This window comes from Promicromonospora iranensis, assembly GCF_028994775.1.
GTDB lineage: Bacteria > Actinomycetota > Actinomycetes > Actinomycetales > Cellulomonadaceae > Promicromonospora > Promicromonospora iranensis_A.
Window position 1 is genome coordinate 37,195 of the sequence record NZ_JAJQMN010000006.1, and the last position, 18,710, is coordinate 55,904.

16 protein-coding genes are annotated in these 18,710 nt (G+C 72.1%); 6 read left to right on the plus strand and 10 right to left on the minus strand.

Translation table 11 applies throughout. From position 1 onward, the window contains the following. Window positions 1-23: 23 nt before the first annotated feature. Complete coding sequence (gene infC, locus LUU90_RS12315) at window positions 24-1,100, minus strand: translation initiation factor IF-3 (protein WP_275004038.1); 1,077 nt, start codon at window positions 1,098-1,100, stop codon at window positions 24-26. 296 nt (window positions 1,101-1,396) lie between these two features. Between infC and LUU90_RS12320 the strand changes: the two genes are divergently transcribed. From LUU90_RS12320 to LUU90_RS12330, 3 genes are all read left to right on the plus strand, one after another. After that, complete coding sequence (locus tag LUU90_RS12320; protein WP_275003724.1) at window positions 1,397-1,828, plus strand: Fur family transcriptional regulator; 432 nt, start codon at window positions 1,397-1,399, stop codon at window positions 1,826-1,828. Window positions 1,829-1,919: 91 nt separating this feature from the next. Next, window positions 1,920-3,368 (plus strand): catalase, encoded by a 1,449-nt coding sequence (locus LUU90_RS12325; protein ID WP_275003725.1) that lies wholly within the window; start codon window positions 1,920-1,922, stop codon window positions 3,366-3,368. Between the two features lie 231 nt (window positions 3,369-3,599). Further along, a complete protein-coding gene (locus tag LUU90_RS12330; protein ID WP_275003726.1) occupies window positions 3,600-4,553 on the plus strand; it encodes a glycosyl hydrolase family 18 protein in 954 nt (317 codons plus the stop codon). 20 nt (window positions 4,554-4,573) lie between these two features. Here LUU90_RS12330 and LUU90_RS12335 read toward each other — a convergent pair whose 3' ends face one another. The 5 genes from LUU90_RS12335 to LUU90_RS12355 all read right to left on the minus strand — a co-directional run bounded on the left by LUU90_RS12335 (window position 4,574) and on the right by LUU90_RS12355 (window position 14,077). Further along, the gene (locus LUU90_RS12335; RefSeq protein WP_275003727.1) at window positions 4,574-5,080 is read right to left on the minus strand and encodes an RDD family protein; all 507 of its coding nucleotides are present in this window, start codon (window positions 5,078-5,080) and stop codon (window positions 4,574-4,576) included. A gap of 194 nt (window positions 5,081-5,274) precedes the next feature. After that, window positions 5,275-8,454 (minus strand): GH92 family glycosyl hydrolase, encoded by a 3,180-nt coding sequence (locus LUU90_RS12340; RefSeq protein ID WP_275003728.1) that lies wholly within the window; start codon window positions 8,452-8,454, stop codon window positions 5,275-5,277. Next, a complete protein-coding gene (locus LUU90_RS12345; RefSeq protein WP_275003729.1) occupies window positions 8,451-9,497 on the minus strand; it encodes a LacI family DNA-binding transcriptional regulator in 1,047 nt (348 codons plus the stop codon). The genes LUU90_RS12340 and LUU90_RS12345 overlap by 4 nt, the downstream gene beginning before the upstream one ends. Further along, window positions 9,494-10,789 (minus strand): extracellular solute-binding protein, encoded by a 1,296-nt coding sequence (locus tag LUU90_RS12350; RefSeq protein WP_275003730.1) that lies wholly within the window; start codon window positions 10,787-10,789, stop codon window positions 9,494-9,496. The genes LUU90_RS12345 and LUU90_RS12350 overlap by 4 nt, the downstream gene beginning before the upstream one ends. A gap of 228 nt (window positions 10,790-11,017) precedes the next feature. Continuing rightward, window positions 11,018-14,077, minus strand: coding sequence for an alpha-mannosidase (locus LUU90_RS12355; protein WP_275003731.1), 3,060 nt, complete (start codon window positions 14,075-14,077; stop codon window positions 11,018-11,020). Between the two features lie 94 nt (window positions 14,078-14,171). On the opposite strand from LUU90_RS12355, the gene LUU90_RS12360 reads away from it, so the two are divergent. From LUU90_RS12360 to LUU90_RS12370, 3 genes are read left to right on the plus strand one after another with little or no spacing between them, the layout of a single operon-like run. Next, window positions 14,172-14,549, plus strand: coding sequence for a DUF1844 domain-containing protein (locus LUU90_RS12360; RefSeq protein WP_275003732.1), 378 nt, complete (start codon window positions 14,172-14,174; stop codon window positions 14,547-14,549). Next, a complete protein-coding gene (locus LUU90_RS12365) occupies window positions 14,549-15,097 on the plus strand; it encodes a hypothetical protein (RefSeq protein ID WP_275003733.1) in 549 nt (182 codons plus the stop codon). The genes LUU90_RS12360 and LUU90_RS12365 overlap by 1 nt, the downstream gene beginning before the upstream one ends. Next, a complete protein-coding gene (locus LUU90_RS12370) occupies window positions 15,094-15,843 on the plus strand; it encodes a S1C family serine protease (protein WP_275003734.1) in 750 nt (249 codons plus the stop codon). The genes LUU90_RS12365 and LUU90_RS12370 overlap by 4 nt, the downstream gene beginning before the upstream one ends. Before the next feature lie 22 nt (window positions 15,844-15,865). Here the strand turns inward: LUU90_RS12370 and LUU90_RS12375 are convergent, their stop codons facing one another. From LUU90_RS12375 to LUU90_RS12390, 4 genes are all read right to left on the minus strand, one after another. Then, window positions 15,866-16,594, minus strand: coding sequence for an SseB family protein (locus LUU90_RS12375; protein ID WP_275003735.1), 729 nt, complete (start codon window positions 16,592-16,594; stop codon window positions 15,866-15,868). After that, a complete protein-coding gene (priA, locus tag LUU90_RS12380; protein ID WP_275003736.1) occupies window positions 16,591-17,334 on the minus strand; it encodes a bifunctional 1-(5-phosphoribosyl)-5-((5-phosphoribosylamino)methylideneamino)imidazole-4-carboxamide isomerase/phosphoribosylanthranilate isomerase PriA in 744 nt (247 codons plus the stop codon). Before priA ends, LUU90_RS12375 begins: the two co-directional genes overlap by 4 nt. A 123-nt stretch (window positions 17,335-17,457) precedes the next feature. Next, window positions 17,458-18,102 (minus strand): imidazole glycerol phosphate synthase subunit HisH, encoded by a 645-nt coding sequence (gene hisH, locus LUU90_RS12385; RefSeq protein ID WP_275003737.1) that lies wholly within the window; start codon window positions 18,100-18,102, stop codon window positions 17,458-17,460. Window positions 18,103-18,104: 2 nt separating this feature from the next. Continuing rightward, window positions 18,105-18,710 (minus strand): hypothetical protein, encoded by a 606-nt coding sequence (locus LUU90_RS12390; protein ID WP_275003738.1) that lies wholly within the window; start codon window positions 18,708-18,710, stop codon window positions 18,105-18,107.

The following is an 18,710-nucleotide window of genomic DNA, read 5'->3' on the forward strand; positions in this document are numbered from 1 at the left end:
TAGTGGTCTTGGGGACCGTGGCCTCAGCCGGCCTTGCGCGGTGCACGCGGCTTGGGGGCCACGGGCTTCGGCGCCGGCTTGGGGGCCGAGACAGGCTTCGGAGCCGCCTTGGTGGCCGGCTTCGCTGCCGGCTTCGAGGCAGTCTTGGCCGCAGGCTTGGTGGCCGGCTTCGGCTCTTCCGGAGCGGGCGTCTCGACGACGGGCTCCGGCTCGGCCTCGGCGACAGGCTCGGGCTCGACGACAGGCTCGGGCTCGACGACGGGCTCCGGCTCGGGCTCCGCGACGGGCTCTGCCTCCACGACGGGCTCGGCCTCCGCGACGACGGGCTCAGGAGCCGGCGCGGCGGCAGGCTCCTCGACCGTGGTCTCGACCGTCTCGTCGACCTGGTCCTCCTCCGGCTCCGAGGTCTCGGGCTCGTCGGACGCACGTGCCTGCGCCTTGGCCTCGGACTTGGTCATCCGGCCCGCGTTGATCTCGGTGGCGCGCTTGCGCTGCTCGACCTTCGCGTCAGCCTTCTTCTTGACCGGCCCGAGGACCATGGTCATGTTGCGGCCGTCCTGCTTCGGCATCGACTCGACGAAGCCGAGCTCGGCGACGTCCTCCGCCAGACGCTCGAGCAGGCGACGTCCCATCTCGGGGCGCGACTGCTCACGACCGCGGAACATGATCATGACCTTGACCTTGTCGCCTGCCGAGAGGAAGCGGACGACGTGGCCCTTCTTGGTCTCGTAGTCGTGCGGGTCGATCTTCAGACGGAACCGGATCTCCTTGAGAACCGTGTTCGCCTGGTTGCGCCGCGCTTCCCGCGCCTTCATGTCGGACTCGTACTTGAACTTGCCGAAGTCCATGAGCTTGGTGACAGGCGGGCGGGCGTCCGGGGCAACCTCGACGAGGTCGAGGTCAGCGTCCTGGGCGAGCTTCAGGGCGACCGCCGTGGCAACCACGCCGACCTGCTCCCCGCCAGGACCGATGAGTCGGACCTCGGGGACACGGATCCGGTCGTTGATGCGAGGCTCGGTGATGGTGATGCTCCTCAGAAGTCGTTGATTGACCACCAGGAACGAGAAATGGCTCCCGCCCTGAACACAGGTGGAAGCCATCACAAGGAAAGGGTGCACGGGTTCGGCGAGAAACAGCGCCCAACCTCTGCACCCGACCTAGGACCCGGACTCTGTCGGCACCTTGCGGCGCTCTGTCGTGACTCGGGTGGGATGGTGATCCACTTTGTGCACCCGGCTCACACCGGGTCGGTCGTGGCTCAACGATAGCAGCATGCCGACACCGCTCGCCATACCGGCCGGTGTGAGGTCGACCGCCCGGCTGAGCCCCGCCGTCGGGCAGACCGTTGGGCGACCTCAACTGGAATCATTCCAGTTTACGGGCTAGGCTCGTTGACATGACGTCGACCGCCCCCACAGCCGCCACGCCGGAGGATCTCCTCCGCGGCGTCGGCCTGCGCGTGACCGCCCCCCGCGTGGCGGCTCTGCGCGCGGTGGGCGACAGCCAGCACGCCACAGCCGACGATGTCCTGAGCTCGGTCCGCGCAGAGCTCGGCACGGTATCGGTCCAGGCGGTCTACGACGTCCTGCACGCGCTGACCGACGCCGACCTCCTGCGCCGCATCGAGCCCGCCGGCCACCCCGCGCGCTACGAGCGCCGCACGGGCGACAACCACCACCACGTCGTCTGCCGCGAGTGCGGTGCCATCGGCGACGTGGACTGCTCGGTCGGCCATGCCCCCTGCCTGACCCCGAGCGACGACCGCGGGTTCGTGGTCGAGACCGCCGAGGTCACCTACTGGGGACTGTGTCCCGACTGCAGCGCGTGAAGCTCGCCCGGAGAGCCGGGCACCACGACTTCGCCGACCACGCCGAACCCCAAGAACCCCCCGCAAGCAGCAGAGGAAGGCACGTCCACAGATGACAACTCCTTACACCACCACCCAGACCGGCACGCCGGTCGTCAGCGACGCACACTCGCTGACCGTGGGCGCCGACGGCGCCACGGTCCTCCACGACCGCTACCTGGTCGAGAAGCTCGCGCAGTTCAACCGCGAGCGCATCCCGGAGCGGATCGTGCACGCCAAGGGCGGTGGCGCCTTCGGTGAGTGGGAGATCACCGGAGACGTGTCGCAGTACACGCGTGCCGCGGCCTTCCAGCCGGGCGCCAAGGGCGAGGTGGCCCTGCGCTTCTCGTCCGTCGCCGGTGAGATGGGTTCCCCCGACACCTGGCGCGACGTGCGCGGCTTCGCCCTGCGCTTCTACACGACCGAGGGCAACCTCGACATCGTCGGCAACAACACCCCGGTGTTCTTCATCCGCGACGCGATCAAGTTCCCGGACTTCATCCACTCGCAGAAGCGCCTCCCGTGGTCGGGCCTGCGCGACGCCGACATGCAGTGGGACTTCTGGACCCTGTCGCCGGAGTCCGCGCACCAGGTCACCTACCTCATGGGCGACCGCGGCCTGCCGTCGTCGTGGCGTGAGCTGAACGGCTACGGCTCGCACACCTACATGTGGACCAACGCCCAGGGCGAGAAGTTCTGGGTCAAGTACCACTTCATCTCCCGCCAGGGCGTGAAGTTCCTCGACAACGACGAGGCGGCACGGATCGCCGGCCAGGACGCCGACTACTACCGTCGCGACCTGTACGAGGCGATCGAGCGCGGGGACAACCCGGTGTGGGACATCAAGGTCCAGGTCATGCCGTACGACGACGCGAAGACCTACCGGTTCAACCCGTTCGACCTGACCAAGGTCTGGCCGCACGCGGACTACCCGCTGATCCACTTCGGCAACTTCACGCTGAACCGCAACCCGAAGAACCACTTCGCTGAGATCGAGCAGATCGCGCTGTCCCCGGCCAACCAGGTCCCGGGCACCGACATCTCGCCCGACAAGATGCTGATGGCCCGCGTGTTCTCGTACCCGGACGCGCAGCGCTACCGCGTGGGCACCAACTACCAGTCGGTCCCGGTCAACCAGCCGCACGCCGCACCGGTGCACAACTACTCGCAGGACGGCTCGCAGCGCCACCACTTCAACGAGGTCGGCGTCCCGAACTACGCGCCCAACTCGTTCGGTGGCCCCGTCGCCGACCCGGCCCGTGGCCAGGACGGCGCCTGGGAGTCGGACGGCGAGCTGGTGCGCACCGCTGCCACGCTGCACAGCGAGGACAGCGACTTCGGCCAGCCGGGCACGCTCTACCGTGAGGTCTACGACGACGGCGCGAAGGCCCGTCTGCTGGAGACCCTGACCGGTCAGGGCCAGGCGATCACGATCGACGAGATCCGTGAGCGCTTCTTCCAGTACTGGACCAACGTGGACCAGGAGCTGGGCGCCAAGCTGCGCGCGGCCGTCTCCGCCTGATCCACCTGCTGCGGCCGAGGCCGGGTCCCCGTCGGGGGCCCGGCCTCGGCCGTTCCTACGCCGGGCGACGTGGGGGCGGCCCGCGTGAGCGTGGCTCGCATCAGGGATATCCCTACGGTTCCGAGGCCACCGTTGCCCGGCGACGGCAGCTGCCGCTACGGTCCGAACGCGTCAGCGCATCAGCGCCGTGGGGATGCTCACCGCACCGCAACGAGAACAAGGGAGTCAACGATGTCTCGCTCGCTCACCCGGATCGGCGCCGCTCTCGCGGCCGGTCTGCTGGCGCTGACGGCGGCAGCCGGCCCGGCCGCCTCCGCACCGGAGCAGGACCCGAAGCAGGAGCCCGCCTCCGCCTCCCACCGTGTCCTGGCCTTCTACCAGACCATCTACGAGACCGGCTCCGACGGCGTCCGCCGCTACGTCGACCCGAAGCCGCTCCTCGGCTCGGTCACGGACGTCAACGTCGGCGCCATCCACCTCAACGCCGACGCGTCCCTCACGGTCAACGACATCCCGGCGGACCACCCCGAGCTCGACGTCATGTGGGACGACCTGGGCGCCATGCAGGACCAGGGCGTGACGGTCAGCGCGTTCCTCGGCGGGGCGGCGCCCGGCACCTACCGGTACCTGCGCGAGGACTTCGACCGGTTCTACCCGGTCCTGCGGGACTTCCTGCGCGCCTACGGGCTCGACGGCGTGGACCTCGACATCGAGGAGACGTTCTCGCTGGCGGACACGATCCGCCTGGTCGACACGCTGCGCGCCGACTTCGGCCCTGACTTCGTGATCACGCTGACGCCCGTGGCCACCGACATGGCCGGGCGGACGAGCTTCTCGGGCGGCTTCTCCTACGCCGAGCTCGAGCGCCGGGCCGGCGACCGGATCGACTGGTACAACACCCAGTTCTACTGCGGCTGGGGCGACCTGCGGTCCACCACCGTGTACGACCAGATCCTCGCCAACGGGTTCACGCCCGACCGCGTGGTGGCGGGCACCGTCACCAACCCGGCCAACTGCAGCGGGTACGTGGACTGGCCGACCTTCGACGCCACGGTCGGTTCCCTGGTCGCGGAGCACCCGGACTTCGGCGGGGTGTTCGGCTGGGAGTACTTCAACTCCGTCGGGTACGCCGGAGGTGGACGCGAGAGCTGGTTCGCGCACGTGGCGGACGTCGTCGGCTCCTGAGGGCCAGGTCCGGGTGGTCGTCAGGCGCGGACGACCCTGGCTCCCCCGGCCCGGTCGTACGGGGTGCGGCCCCCGCCGGCGAACAGCGTGATCACGTACACGATCGGGAGCACGTACGCCGCAGCCGTGAGGACCGCGAGGCCGGGGCCGATCTCAGGCGCCCCGACGAGGCCGATCGCCGCCGCATGGCCGATCGTCCAGGGCACGGCGATCTTGAGCGCGTTCCGGGTCAGGGCGGCGGTGAACGAGAGCCGCTCGCCGTCCCTGGCCCCCACCACTCTGAGCCTGAGCATGCGCTTGCCGACCGTCGCCTGACCGGCACCCGACTCCAGGACGGCGAGGAAGACCGTCAGGGGCACCGCCGTGACGAGCGCGGCGACGACGTTCGTCGCCGTCGCGGACCACTGCCCCGTCACGCCGGAGAGGTACAGCGGGATCCCGACCGCCGCGAGCAGCCCGAGCCACACGAGGAAGCAGAGCCAGTCGACGAGCCAAGCGGCGATGCGTCGCCACGCGTCCGGGTTCACCGGGCTGACGGTACTCCGTGGGTCACAACGGTCTCTCGACGCAGACGCCCGATCGCGCCGGGTTGGGCGGGCAGGGGTCGGTCCAGCGCCAGCCCTCGCGCTCGTACAGGCGAGGCGACCATGTTGCCGAGAGTGGACGATGTCTACTCTCGGCAACACAGTCCCCGGACCAACCCTGTCCGAGCGGTTCGGGCTCAGTCGACGAGCAGCTCCACCTGAGCCAGCACCCCGCCGTCGCGGAGCTCCAGCCGGAGGCCGGTCAGCGCCACAGGCTCTGTCAGCACGAACGGTCGCAGCTGGCCCGGCCAGCGCCACTCCTGCCCGGACCGCTCGTCCAGCACTCGGCCGTCGTCCGCGACCAGTCGCCACGCGGACGGCGGCCTTCCGCCCGCTCCGGCAGGTCGGGCAGCTCCCTCCGCCCGGGCCGACGACGTCAGCGTGTAGGCGCGGAGCACGACACCCTCCGGCATCTCTCCGGACGGCCGCCACTCGAGCGTCCCCGCCACCTCGACGGCGGTCGTCAGGTCGCCGTCGGTCAGGCCCGGCACAGAGCCCCCGGTGCCGTGCCAGCCGCCGTCGGCCCGCTGCCACGGCCCGCCCGCGTGGTCGTCCGGCGGCGCAGTCACGCCCCAGCGGGTCGGCGTCTCGGAGAGGGCGAACCGCAGGGTCGCTCCCCCGGCCAGCTCGCCGTGCTCCACCGACGGCGACGTGATCGCCCGGGCCGCACCGGCGCCGTCGGACACCTCCAGGCCCGCCACGTACCAGCGGTCCGCAGCGCCCGGGGCCTCGACCACCAGGTCGCCGCCTGGCCGGTGCACCACCGCCCGCTCGAAGAGCGGCGAGCCCACGGCCCAGCGGGCGGAGCCGATCTCCAGCGGGTACAGCCCCAGCGCCGAGAGGATGTACCAGGCGGACATCTCACCGTTGTCCTCGTCGCCGTGGTAGCCCTGCCCGATCTCGCTGCCGGTCCACAGCCGGGCCAGGATCTCGCGCACCGTCTCCTGCGTGCGGTCCGGGCGCCCGGCGTACAGCCACACGTACGGGATGTGGTGCGACACCTGGTTGGACTGGCCGAGCTGTCCGAGGCGCACGTCGCGCGCCTCGGCCATCTCATGGATCACGAACCCGTAGGACCCGGGCTTGTCCGCCCGCTCCGGTGTGGCGAAGAACCGCTCCAGCAGCCGCTCCAGCCCGTCGCGACCGCCGTGCAGGGCAGCCAGGCCCGCGCCGTCGTGCACCGGGTGGAACAGGAAGTTCCACGCGTCCGACTCGGTGTAGTCGCCGCCCCACACGTCGGGGTCGAACGGCTCGGAGCCGAACGTCCCGTCCCGGCCGCGTCCGCGGAAGAACCCCGTCCCCGGGTCGAACAGGTGCGCGTACCCGAGGGAGCTCTGCCGCAGATAGGCGGCCTCGTCGCGCAGGGCGCGCCGGCGGTCGTCGGGAGTGCCCGGCGCGTCCGCGAGCACCTCGGCCATGCGCGCCAGGCCGGCGTCGTTGATGTAGCCCTCGAGGCTCCAGGACACCGACTCGTCGACGTCGCGCGGCACCCAGCCGTGGGTGAGCGCGAACTCCTGGCCCTTGCGGCCCACCCCGGACCGGGTGGGCAGGGCCGTCGCGTTACGCAGGCCCGCGTCGTAGGTGCCGAGCGGGTCGGGCAGGTCGACGCCGCGCAGGTGGAGGTCGGCGAAGGCGACGTCGGACGACGTACCCGTCATCAGGTCCGCGTAGCCCGGTGACGACCATCGCGCGACCCAGCCGCCCTCGCGGTACTGCTGCACGAACCCGTCGGCGAGCCGGGCGGCGACCTCCGGATAGAGCAGTGCGTAGGCAGGCCAGCAGGTGCGGTAGGTGTCCCAGAAGCCGTGGTTGACGAACATCTCACCGGGTACCACGGGTGCGCCGTCGAGCACCGGCGAGGCGTGCACGAGCTGGCCGTCGGTCCCGACCTCGGTGTACGAGGAGGGGTAGAGGTTGAGGCGGTAGAGGTTGGAGTAGAGCGTCACCTGCTGTTCCGGCGACGCGCCCTCGACGTCGAGCACGCCGAGGCGTTCCTCCCACTGGGCGCGGGCGCGCTCGGCCACGTCGTCGAAGGACCCGCTCACCTCCCGGTCCAGGGCGCGCCAGGCGAGGTCCTCGCTGATGTACGACGTCGCCACGCGCACCTCTACCGTGCGGTCCGGCTGGTCGCCGGGTGCGGCCGCCGGGTCCAGCGCCACCGTCGCGTACGTGGCGTGCGCCCGGCCGTGGGCCCGGCCCGTGCGCAGGACCGGCCGGGAGACCTGGCCCACCACGTACATGCGGCTGCGGCCCACCGACAGCGGGCTGCCGTGGTCGCTCCAGCCGGTGAGCGTGCCGTCGTCGTGCACGGTGACGGCCACGGGCGGGCCGGCGGCGCCGGCGTCGCTCACGGCGTCGACGATCAGGTGGCCCGTGGTGGCCCCGGGCGGGAACGTGAACCGGAGCACGCCACCGTGGTCGGCCGCGGCGACGTCGACTCGCGCACCGCCGTCCAGGTCGACGGTGTACCGGTGCGGGCGGGCGGTCTCGTCGTCGTGGGAGAAGCCGACGGCGCGGGCCTCCAGGCCCGCGTCGGGCACGCCGTCCCCGTCCGGCAGGGCCGGGACGAGATGGAACGCGAGCTGGTTGCGGTCCCCCATCCACGGGCTCGGCTCGTGCGAGATGCCGATGCCCTGCAGGCGCGGCCGGTTGCCGGGCCCGTTGTGCGCGGCCCAGGAGTAGAGCCAGCTCGCCGAGGACGCGTCGGTCAGCGGCACCCACATGGTGAAGCCGTTCGGCACGGCCGCCGCCGGCACGTTGTTGCCGCGCGAGTATGCGCCCGAGGAGTGCGTGCCGCGGCGGGTGTCGACGAGGTCGGTGCGGCCGGACACGGTCCGCTCCGGACGTGGCCCGACCGTCACGGCGTCGAGCCACACCTCGGTGTCCCCGCCGTCCGGCGGCGCGGTCACGACGGCGGCGGCGCGCACGCGGCGGCCGGGCAGCCGCTCGGCCACGTCGTCCAGGTCGACGCGGACGACGTTCCAGTGGTCGGGTACCAGGATCCGGGCCTCGCCCTGCCCGACGGCGGTCGCGAGCATGCCGTGCTGGTCGGTGAGCGCGCGGCCGGGCTCGGTCTGCGAGAGCCAGGTCCCGTCGTCGAGCAGCAGGTCGACCGCCACGTAGGTCGAGCGGTAGGTGAGCTCCTGGTCGAGCACCGGCAGGAGCGTCCAGCGCAGCTCGGTGCCTGCCTCGACCGGCACGTCCAGACCGTCGAGCACCACCGTGCGGCCTTCGCCGCTGTGGTCGATCCGTCGTGCGTCCTCGCTGGTCAGCCCAACACCGGGCAGGCCGGCCGGGACGTGTGCGGGGCCGGTCATGCGACCACCTCCGGCACGCGGCCCGTGCTGCCCCGCACCGTCAGCCGCGGTGGCGGAGCGCCGACGACGTCGGGTACCGCCTGGCCCCGGACCAGCGAGAGCACGGTCTGGCCCACGAGCTCGCCGAGCTCGAAGGTGTCCGTCGTCATGGCGGTGAGCGGTGGGTGCGCGAGACGCACGAGCGCGGAGTCGTCGAAAGAGGCCACCGAGATGTCCCCGGGGACGCTGAGTCCGGCCTCGGCCAGTACAGTGACGCCCGCGAGCGCGGCGACGTCGGAGTCGTAGACGATTGCAGTAGGCCTTTCGTCGTGGGCCAGGAGGGCCCGGGTGGCTGCCGCGGCCTCGTCCTGCGAGAAGTCCGTCGGCACGGTCGTGATGGTCAGGCCGAGGCGCGCCCCGGTGTCGTGCAGCGCGGCGACCCGGCGCGCGGAGTGGATGGAGGCGGGGATGCCGCCGACGTGGCCGACGTGCACGTGTCCCAGTGCGGCCAGGTGCTCCGCGAGCACGATCATGGCGGCGTGGTCGTCCGCGAAGACCGCCGGGACGGGGCCCGGCGTGCCGTCACCGCCCACCAGCACGGCCGGCAGGCCCGCCCGCGCCAGCTCCTCGGGTCGCGGGTCGTCCTGCTTCAGGTCGAGCACCACCACCCCGTCCGTACGCCGTTCGGCGGCCCAGCGGCGGTACACGTCGAGCTCTGCGGAGACGTCCTCCACGACGAGCAGCTGCAGGGCCACCCGGTCGGCCGACAGCCGCGCCTGCAGCCCCGAGACGAGCTGGGCGAAGAACGGCTCGACGCCCAGCGTCCGCGCGGGGCGCGCGACGACCAGGCCCACCGTGTCGGCCCGCCGGCCGCCCAGGGCGCGGGCGGCCACGTTCGGCCGCCACCCGAGCTCCGCCACGGCGGCCAGGATGCGGGTCCTGGTCTGTTCGCTGATCCCCGGGCGGTCGTTCAGCGCGAAGGACACCGCCGTCGGGGAGACACCCGCCTGCGCGGCGATGTCGGCGATGGTAGGCCTGCGGCCCGGGCGCTCGACGGACGTCACTGGTCGGCAAGCAGCTTGTTGCACTCTTCGACCGCCGCGTCCAGGGCTTCCTGCGACGTCGTGTCCCCCGCGATCGCCGCCGCGAGCTGCTGGTTGATGATGGTGGTCATCGCCTCGCTGACCTCGACCGGCTGCAGCACCCCCGCGGTGGTGAGGCTGGTGAACGCGATCTGCTTGGCCGCGCCCTGCGGGGTTCCGTCGCTCTCGGCCAGCTCCGGCTTCTCCAGCGACACAGTGGTCGACGGAAAGACGCCGGGCACCTCCGCCGCGAACGCCTCCTGGTTGGCGGCGTTCGTGATGAACTGCGCCAGCGCCACCGCGGTCGGCAGGTTGGCCGACTGGTTCGACACCGACAGCCCCTGCACGTACAGCGGCGTGGCGCCCATGTACGGCGACGACGTGATCTTGCCCTCGAGCGACGGGGTGTTCTCGAGCACGGTGTCGATGAAGTTGCCGCCACCGGTCGACCAGGCCACCTTGCCCTCGATGAACAGCTGGCTGTTGCCGAGGTAGGCGTCGGTGAGCACGTCGTCGGGCATGAGGCCGTCGGCGTACGCGTCGCGGTAGGCGTCGAGCAGCTCGGCGGCCTCTGGCGTGTTGAACGTGAACCTCGTGCCGTCCTCGGACAGCACCGGGATGCCCTCTGCCGCGAAGTCGCCGAGGCCCGGCTTGCGGCTCATGAGGTAGCCGCCGGTGACGTCCTTCATCGTACGTGCCTGCTCGATGAGCTCCGCGAGGGTCGTGGGCGGCGTCGCCGGGTCGAGACCCGCGTCCTCGAACATCTCGGTGTTCCAGTAGTTCAGGTCGGTGGTCAGGTACCAGGGGTACCCGAACGTGCCCTCGATGCCTGCGTACTCGTAGGCCTCCAGCGCACCGGGGACGTAGGTGTCACCGAGCGCGTCGTCGACGGTGGTGAGGTCCGTGAGGAGGTCCTCGCGCGCCAGCGAGAACGCGAAGTCGGGCGGCAGGTTCGTGACGTCGGGCAGCTCGCCGGCGGCCGCCTGCGAGAGCACGTTCTCCGAGTAGCCGTCGCCCGGCTGGTCGAGCCAGGTCACCGAGGTACCGGGGTACGTCGTCTCGAAGTCGGCGATGACTCCCTCGACGTATCCGGTGAAGTGCGGCTTGAGCGCCCAGGTCTGGAGCGTGACCTCCCCGGTCACGTCGGCCGCCGTGGCGGCGGCGTCCGCGGCGGGTTCGCCCGCGGTGCCGCCGGCGCCGTCGAGGGTGCAGCCGCCCATCGCGGCCAGCACGGTCAGGGCCGCTCCCGCGGCCCCGATCCTCGTGATCGTCATGACAGTTCCTTCCAGCAGATGCCTCGTCGCGTCCTGGGGGACATGCCGTGTGCGTGACGCCCGACTAAAGCGCTTTAGCCGGATCAGCGTCCCGCGCTCCCCACCTGCTGTCAAGGCAGGTGGCGCGTGGGACCGTCGGAGTGGTCGGCAGTCCGTCAGGTGGTCGGCAGCTCGGACTGCCGACCACCTGACGAATTACCGACCACCTGCCGCCGGCCCCGGGCCCCGCTACGCCCGCGTGAAGCGGAGGGTGCGGACCTCGAACGGGCTGAGCTCCACGGCGACCGCGCCGTCCGACGTCAGGTCCGCGGCGCCGCCCTCGATGTCGTCCTCGATCAGGCTCACGGTGCGTGCACCGGACACCGGTGCGGCCACCGTGACGGTGCCCGACGCGCGACGGCCCAGCGCCTCGTAGACGCGGACCACGAGATCGCCCGACCGGTCGTCGGCGAGCTTGACGGCCGACAGCGTCACGCCGCCCGACACGCTGACCAGAGGCTCGACGCCGGCACCACCGCGCAGTTCCCGCGGCCGCGCGCCGAACGTCGCACCCGCCTCGGTCGCCGCCGCGGTGTCCACACCGACCACGAGGCCGTACCGGTGGGTCTGGATCCCCTGGTCCGTCTCGGGGTCGGGGAACCGCGGCGCGCGCAGCAGCGACAGGCGCACGGTGGTCGTCACCTCGGGGACGCCCGGCGCAGGCGCCACCCCGTCGTCGGACACCTCACGGGTCACGTCGTACCCGTAGACCGAGTCATTGACCAGGCCGACGCCGAAGCCTGGCTCCTCGGCGAGCACCCACCGGTGCATGGAGGTCTCGAACTTGGCCGCCTCCCAGCTGGTGTTGGTGTGGGTCACCCGCTTGTGGAACCCGAACTGGGTCTCCGCCGCCATGTGCTCGGCGCGCACGTCGAGCGGGAACGCGACCTTGAGGAACTTCTCGGCCTCGTGCCAGTCGGTCTCCAGCGCGACCTCGAGGGTCCGGCTGCCCGGCGCGAGGGTGATCACCTGCTCGAGGGTGGAGGAGGAGAACGTCCGGCGCACGGTCACGACCGCCACACCCTCGTCGACGGTGGCGGTGACCTTCTCGGCCGCACGCAGGTCCGTCACCGAGTTGCGGTAGAACCGGTCGACGTCCCAGGCGTCCCACTTGTTCGGGAAGTCCTGGTGGAGCTGGAGCACGTTCGCCTCGCGGCCGGGCGCGACGGCGTCGCGGCCGGTGGCCAGGTCGATCGCGGACGTCACGTGCCCGGCCCCGTCCAGGGTGACCCGGACGAGGTCGTTCGCCAGCACGTAGCCGCCGTCGGGCAGCTCGGTCAGGGTGCTGGCCGCGGCGGCCGGGCCCGACGCCGGGGCCACGCCCAGGGCCGGCACCCCCGCCTGCGCGAACACCGCGGGGTTCGCCCGCAGGGCGGTGTCGCCCTCGCCCACCAGCGTCCGCAGGGAGCGCTCGATGATCTCCTGCGCACCCGCCGTGATCGCCGCGTGCTGCTCCATGGCCTCCCGGTGCACCCACGCGACCGACGTCCCGGGCAGGATGTCGTGGAACTGCAGCAGCAGCACCTGCTGCCACAGCGCGTCGAGCTCGTCGTACGGGTAGTCCGCACCGGTCCGGGCGGACGCCGTCGCCGCCCACACCTCCGCCTCGACCAGCAGCTGCTCGTTGCGGCGGTTGCCCTGCTTGGTCTTGTGCTGCGAGGTCAGCGTCGCCCGGTGCAGCTCCAGGTAGAGCTCGCCCACCCAGACAGCGCTGTCACTGGTCGCGTGCGCGGCCAGCTCCTCGCGAGCACGCTCGAAGAACGCGTCCGGGTGCTCCCAGCGGACCTTCGCGCTGCCCTCGAGATCGGCGAGCCGCTCGGCCTTGCCGGTCATCTCGCGGGTGGTGCCGCCACCGCCGTCGCCATAGCCGACCGGTGCGATCGAGCCGGTGGCGTGCCGGGACTCGTTGAACTGGCGTGTCGCCCGGGCGACCTCCTCGCCCGAGAGCTGCGAGTTGTAGGTGTCCATGGGCGGGAAGTGGGTCAGCACCCGCGAGCCGTCGATGCCCTCCCACCAGAACGTGTGGTGCGGGAACTTGTTGACCTGGTTCCACGAGATCTTCTGCGTGAAGAACCAGTCGAACCCGGCGCGGCGCACGAGCTGCGGCAGAGCCGGCGAGTAGCCGAACGAGTCCGGCAGCCAGACGCCGTGCGACCGCAGGCCGAACTCGCGCTCGAAGAACCGCTGCCCCTGGGAGAACTGGCGCGCGAGCGCCTCGCCCGACGGCATCACGGTGTCGGACTCCACCCACATGCCGCCCAGCGGCAGGAACCGCCCGGACGCCACCGCCTCCTTGACCCGGGCCCATACCTCGGGCCGGTGCTCCTTGACCCACGCGTACTGCTGCGCCGACGACATGCCGTAGACGAAGTCGTCGGTGCGGTCGATGAGGTCCGCCATGGACGACGTGGTCCGCGCGACCTTGCGGATCGTCTCCCGCACCGGCCACAGCCACGCGGAGTCGATGTGCGCGTGCCCGACCGCCGAGATCTCGTGAGCGCTCGCCTCCGCGGGGCTGGCGAGCACGTCCACGAGCGCCGTCCGGGCGGCCGCCGCCGTCTCGGGGATGCGCTGCAGGTCGAGCACGTCGAGGGCGTCGTCGAGGGCCTGCAGGATCCGCATGCGGCGCCGGCCCGTGGGCAGCTCGGCCTGCAGCTCGAGCAGCACCTCGACGTCGAGCGCGAGACCGTGCACCTCTGCCTCGAAGATCACGAGGTCCATGCGCCGCGTCGTGTACAGGGGACGCGGCGAGGACGTCCTGGTGTCGCCCTCCTGGGTCTGCCGGAACATGTCGTGCCCGAGCAGCACCGGGTTCGAGGCCGCCTCCAGGAGCAGCTCGACCTGCTCGCCGCCCACCGCGGCGTCCACCACCGGGATGTACTGGTTGCGCGGGTTGATCGACTTCACCGTGGTGCCGTCCGGCCGGTAGACCAGCGCCTCGGCCTGGAAGCCCGGCATGCTCGCGTCGAAGCCGAGGTCGACCACCGCCTCGACGGCGCGGCCCGCCCACTCGGCAGGCACCGATCCGGTCAGCCGGAACCAGGTGGTGCCCCAGGCCCTGCCCCACGGCGTACCCACCTCGTAGGGCTCCATGGCGAGGGCCAGGCCCTCCTGCGGGGGGACCGGTTCCCCCGGAAGCACGTGCCACTCGACGCCGAGCGGGACGGACGTCCCGTGGACCGCCGGCCAGATGCGCTCCGTCAGCACGCGTTGTACGCGCCCGGTGGTCAGTGTGATGTCGTCATGCATCGAAGGGCCTCCCCTGTGTCACCGTTGAACGGTGGCAGGCTAGCCCAGAAGAGATGTTCACCCGCACCCCTGTCGGGATGGAAAGATGGTCTCCATGAGCTCCATCGACGAGACCCCTGCCGACTTCCAGGCTCCGGTAGGCCCTGACCAGGCAACACGCGATATCGCCGAGGTCGCGGCCGTCGAGGTCATCACGACCGCCGCCGTGCACCTCATGAGTGCCGCCGCCGTGAAGTGCGGCCTGGCCGAGGGCGACGACGCCGAGGAGCTCAAAGACCTCGACGAGGCCCGCAAGCTGATCACCGCGCTCGCCGCGCTGGTGGTCGCGAGCGCGCCCGACATCGGCAACCAGCACGCCCGCTCGCTGCGTGACGGCCTGCGCAGCCTCCAGCTCGCGTTCCGTGAGGCGTCGGTCATCCCCGACGCGCCGGGCGAGGGGCCGGGCGAGAAGTACACGGGTTCCGTCGTCTGATGACCGAGGCCCCCGTCGTGGCGGCCCCCGGCCCTGCTCGGGCACCGGGGCCGCGCCGTGGTTCACGCTGGCTCGCCGTACTGCTGGTCGCCACGATCGCCGTCGGCGCCTACCTGTGGGTGACGACCGTCCGCTGGCAGCGCAGCTCCGCCGAGTGGGAGGGCAAGGCGCACGAGTACGCCGAGGAGGTGGCGTCGTTGCGGATGCAGCTCGACGGTGCCAACACCGAGCTGCAGGCCGCCCGCGACCAGCTGTCCACCGCGACGGCGCGGATCACGGACCTGGCGAACGAGAAGGCCCAGCTCGGTGACGAGAACGTGGCGTCGCAGCAGTACCTCGACTACCAGACCCAGGTCAGCGCGGCAGCGGCCACCGTGGCCTCGGCGCTCGGGCAGTGCGTGTCGGGCCAGGAGCAGCTGGTCGGCTACCTCAAGGACGCCGACCAGTACGAGGCAGCCGACCTGGGCCGCTACGAGCGTCAGGTCGGCGCGCTGTGCGAGGACGCCGAGCAGGCGAACCAGGCGCTGCAGCGGGAGCTGCGCCCGTGAGGTCGGGGCCGCGCTCGCTCGCGCGCCGCGCCCTCGTCGTCGGGACGCTCTTCCTGACCGGTGCGCTGGGCGGCTGCGGTGTGCTGCCGCCGATGCCGGAGCCGGTCCCGAGCGACATCGTCCCGTCCACCCCCGTCGGGCTCTCCCCCGCTGCCGGCGGCGACGCCCTGAGCCCCGACGGCTTCGACGCCGTCGAGCGCATGGCGGTCCGGATCCGCAACGTGGGCTGCGAGGAGCTGTCCACGGGCTCCGGCTTCGCGATCGACGAGCACACGCTGATCACGAACAAGCATGTGGTCGCCGACTCGAAGGATCTCGAGGTCAGCACGTACGACGGGCATGACATCACGGTCGGTGCCACCTCGACGGCAGGTCTCGCGGACCTCGCCGTCGTCCGGACCACCGATCCCCTGCCGTCGCACCCGGAGCTCGCCGGGTCCGACCCGAAACCCGGCGACCCCGTCACCGTGGTGGGCTACCCGGCAGGCGGCGAGCTCACCGTGACGGAGGGCGAGGTCATGGGCACCACGCGGGACCCGCTCAACGCGAACCTCGGCGAGGTGCTGCTCACCGACGCTCCCGTCGAGCCCGGCTCGTCGGGGTCCGCGGCCCTGGACGACAAGGGGCGGGTGATCGGCGTCGTCTATGCGAAGACCGCGGACGACAACAGCCTGCTCGTGCCGCTGTCGACGCTCCAGGACATGCTGGCCGACGACACGGCATTCACCCCGGCAAAGGGCTGCTGAGCGCCTGGACCCGTCCGGGCGGTCAGCGGGCCGCGCCGATCCGCAGCTCCAGCGAGTCCACCCGCGACGAGATCACCTCTGACGCCGCGAGCCGGGCGTTGACCTGGGCCAGCACCGCATCGAGGCCGGCCCGGTCCAGGCCCGGGTTCAGGCCGAGCACCACCGCGACCTCCGCCTTGCGGCCGGGCTCGGCGTGCGCCCGCACCACGTGCTGCACCGGGGCGGCGGCGACGGCCACCTCCGCGGCGACCTCCGGGTCCACCGCCAGGCCGTCCTCGTGCGGCACCAGCGCCGGCCGCCACTCCTTGCCCTGCGCCAGCGCCCATACGGCGGGCCGGGGTACGAGCGCCGTCGACGGACCGGCGGGGTCGACGACGATCAGCGCCCAGTTCTCGTTGACCGCCGACAGCGCCGCACGCGACGCCTCGACCGGCACGGGCCGCGCGTCGGCCCGCCACGCCTGCATGGCCGCCACCGACGTGAACACGGGCAGTGCCCGGCGGCCGTCCGGGGCCTCCAGCGCCACGACGCCGGACGACGCCTCCTTGTCGACGGTGAGCCCGTCCGGGTTCTGCTCGGCGACGCCGAGCTCGGCCAGGACCGGCACGAGCACCCGGGTCTCGGCCAGCCGCAGGACGACGTCGCGCAGCGGAGTGGTCCCGGTCGTGTAGCCGGCGAGCAGCCGGGTCAGCTCATCGTCGGCCGAGCCGTCGTCGTCCGCGAACTGGCTGGACGGCTGGATCGACTTCACTCTCCGACCTCGGCGGCCGGGCGGCCGGCGACGTCGAGCGCCTCGGGCAGGGTGAACGCCCCGGCGTACAGCGCCTTGCCGACGACCGCGCCCTCGATGGTGCCGAGCGCGCGCAGGGCGGTCAGGTCGTCGAGCGAGGAGATGCCGCCCGAGGCGACGACGTGCGCGGTGGTGCGCGCGGCGACGTCGGACAGGAGCTCGAGGTTGGGGCCGCGCAGCGTGCCGTCCTTGGTCACGTCGGTGACGACGTAGCGGGCGCAGCCCGCCTCGTCCAGGCGGGCGAGGACCTCCCAGAGGTCGCCGCCCTCCTTGGTCCAGCCGCGGGCGGCGAGCGTCGTGCCGCGCACGTCGAGCCCCACGGCCACGCGGTCACCGTGCTGGGCGATGACCTTGGCCGTCCAGGCCGGGTCCTCGAGCGCCGCGGTGCCCAGGTTGACGCGCCGCGCGCCGGTCGCGAGCGCGCGCTCCAGCGACTCGTCGTCGCGGATACCGCCCGACAGCTCGACCTGCACGTCCAGCTCACCGACGACCCGCGCGAGCAGCTCGGCGTTGGAACCGCGCCCGAAGGCGGCGTCCAGGTCCACGAGGTGGACCCACTCGGCGCCGCCGGACTGCCAGTCCAGGGCAGCGGTCAGGGGGTCGCCGTACGAGGTCTCCGAGCCGGCCTCGCCCTGGACGAGGCGGACGGCCTGGCCGTCGGCGACGTCGACGGCGGGCAGGAGCACGAGGCGGTCGGTCATGTCTCTCCAAGGTCTGTGTCTGTCGGAGCTGAGTGCTGGGTATCTGTTGCATCGGCCCTCGTAGGCCGACAGATATCCAGCACTCAGCGGGTGGTGCGGTGGTGTGGTCGTGCAGTGGTGCGGTCAGGCGAGCGAGCGGACCCAGTTCTCCAGGAGCCGCGCCCCGGCGTCGCCCGACTTCTCGGGGTGGAACTGGGTCGCCGCCAGGGGGCCGTCCTCCACCGCTGCGACGAAGCGCCCGCCGTGGTCGGCCCAGGTCACCTTCGGCGGCGAGAAGACCCCCACCGCGTTCTCGTCGTGCCCCTTGGCGAACGTCTGCGCGGCGTAGGAGTGCACGAAGTAGAAGCGTTCGTCGGCGATTCCCTCGAACAGGGTCGAACCAGCGGGCACCTCCACGGGCGACCAGCCCATGTGCGGTACGACGGGGGCTCCCAGCCGCTCGACGACGCCGGGCCACTCCCCCATGCCCTCGGCCCGCTCACCGTGCTCCACCCCGGCGTCGAACATCACCTGCATGCCCACGCAGATACCGAGGACCGGACGGTTGCCGGCCAGCCTGCGGCCCACCACCTCGTGCCCGCGGACGACCTTCAGGCCCGCCATGCACGCTGCGAACGCGCCGACGCCCGGGACCACGAGGCCGTCGGCCTCCTGCGCGGCCGCCCGGTCGGCGGTCAGCGTCACGTCCGCGCCGACCCGCTCCAGGGAGCGGACGGCAGACCGGACGTTGCCGAAGCCGTAGTCGAGGACGACGACCCTTGCGCCCATGCTCAGGCCCCGTCCGTGCTGCCCGAGCCGGGCTCGCCCTTGCCCATGCCCTTGCGGGCCTTGCGGGCCGCGGACGTCAGCATCCACACCGCCTTGAACTTGCTGATCGACGTGGAGCCGACCACGCCGTCCAGGTCGGCCACGCTGGTGGCACCCGTCAGCAGGTCGACCACGTTGTCGGGGGCGCCGCCCAGCACGAGGCCCGGGGCGAGCTCGTCGCCGCGGACGCCGTCGGCGAACCGGACGGCGGTCATCTGCTCGCCGGTGCGGGTCACGAGGACGAGCGGGACACCCCGCACGAGCTGCGAGATCGCCGCGGCGGCCTGTTCCGGGGCGTCGCCGGCGAGGTCCTTGAGGACCGCGACCGCGCCGATCGACGTGGGTACCGCGTCGAGGTCGAGCTGTGCCAGGGAGCTGGCCGCCGCGAGCGGTTCGGCGCCGGCGATCTGCGTGATGACCGCAGCGAACTCGGGCTGGCCGCCACCGGTCAGGGACGACAGGTCGTCCGGGATCTCGAGGTTGTCGAGGTCGAAGTCGGGCAGGTCGTCGCCGGCCGGCGTGCTGCTGCTGCTGGACCCGTCGTTCTCGGGCCTGGTGCTGTCGGACAT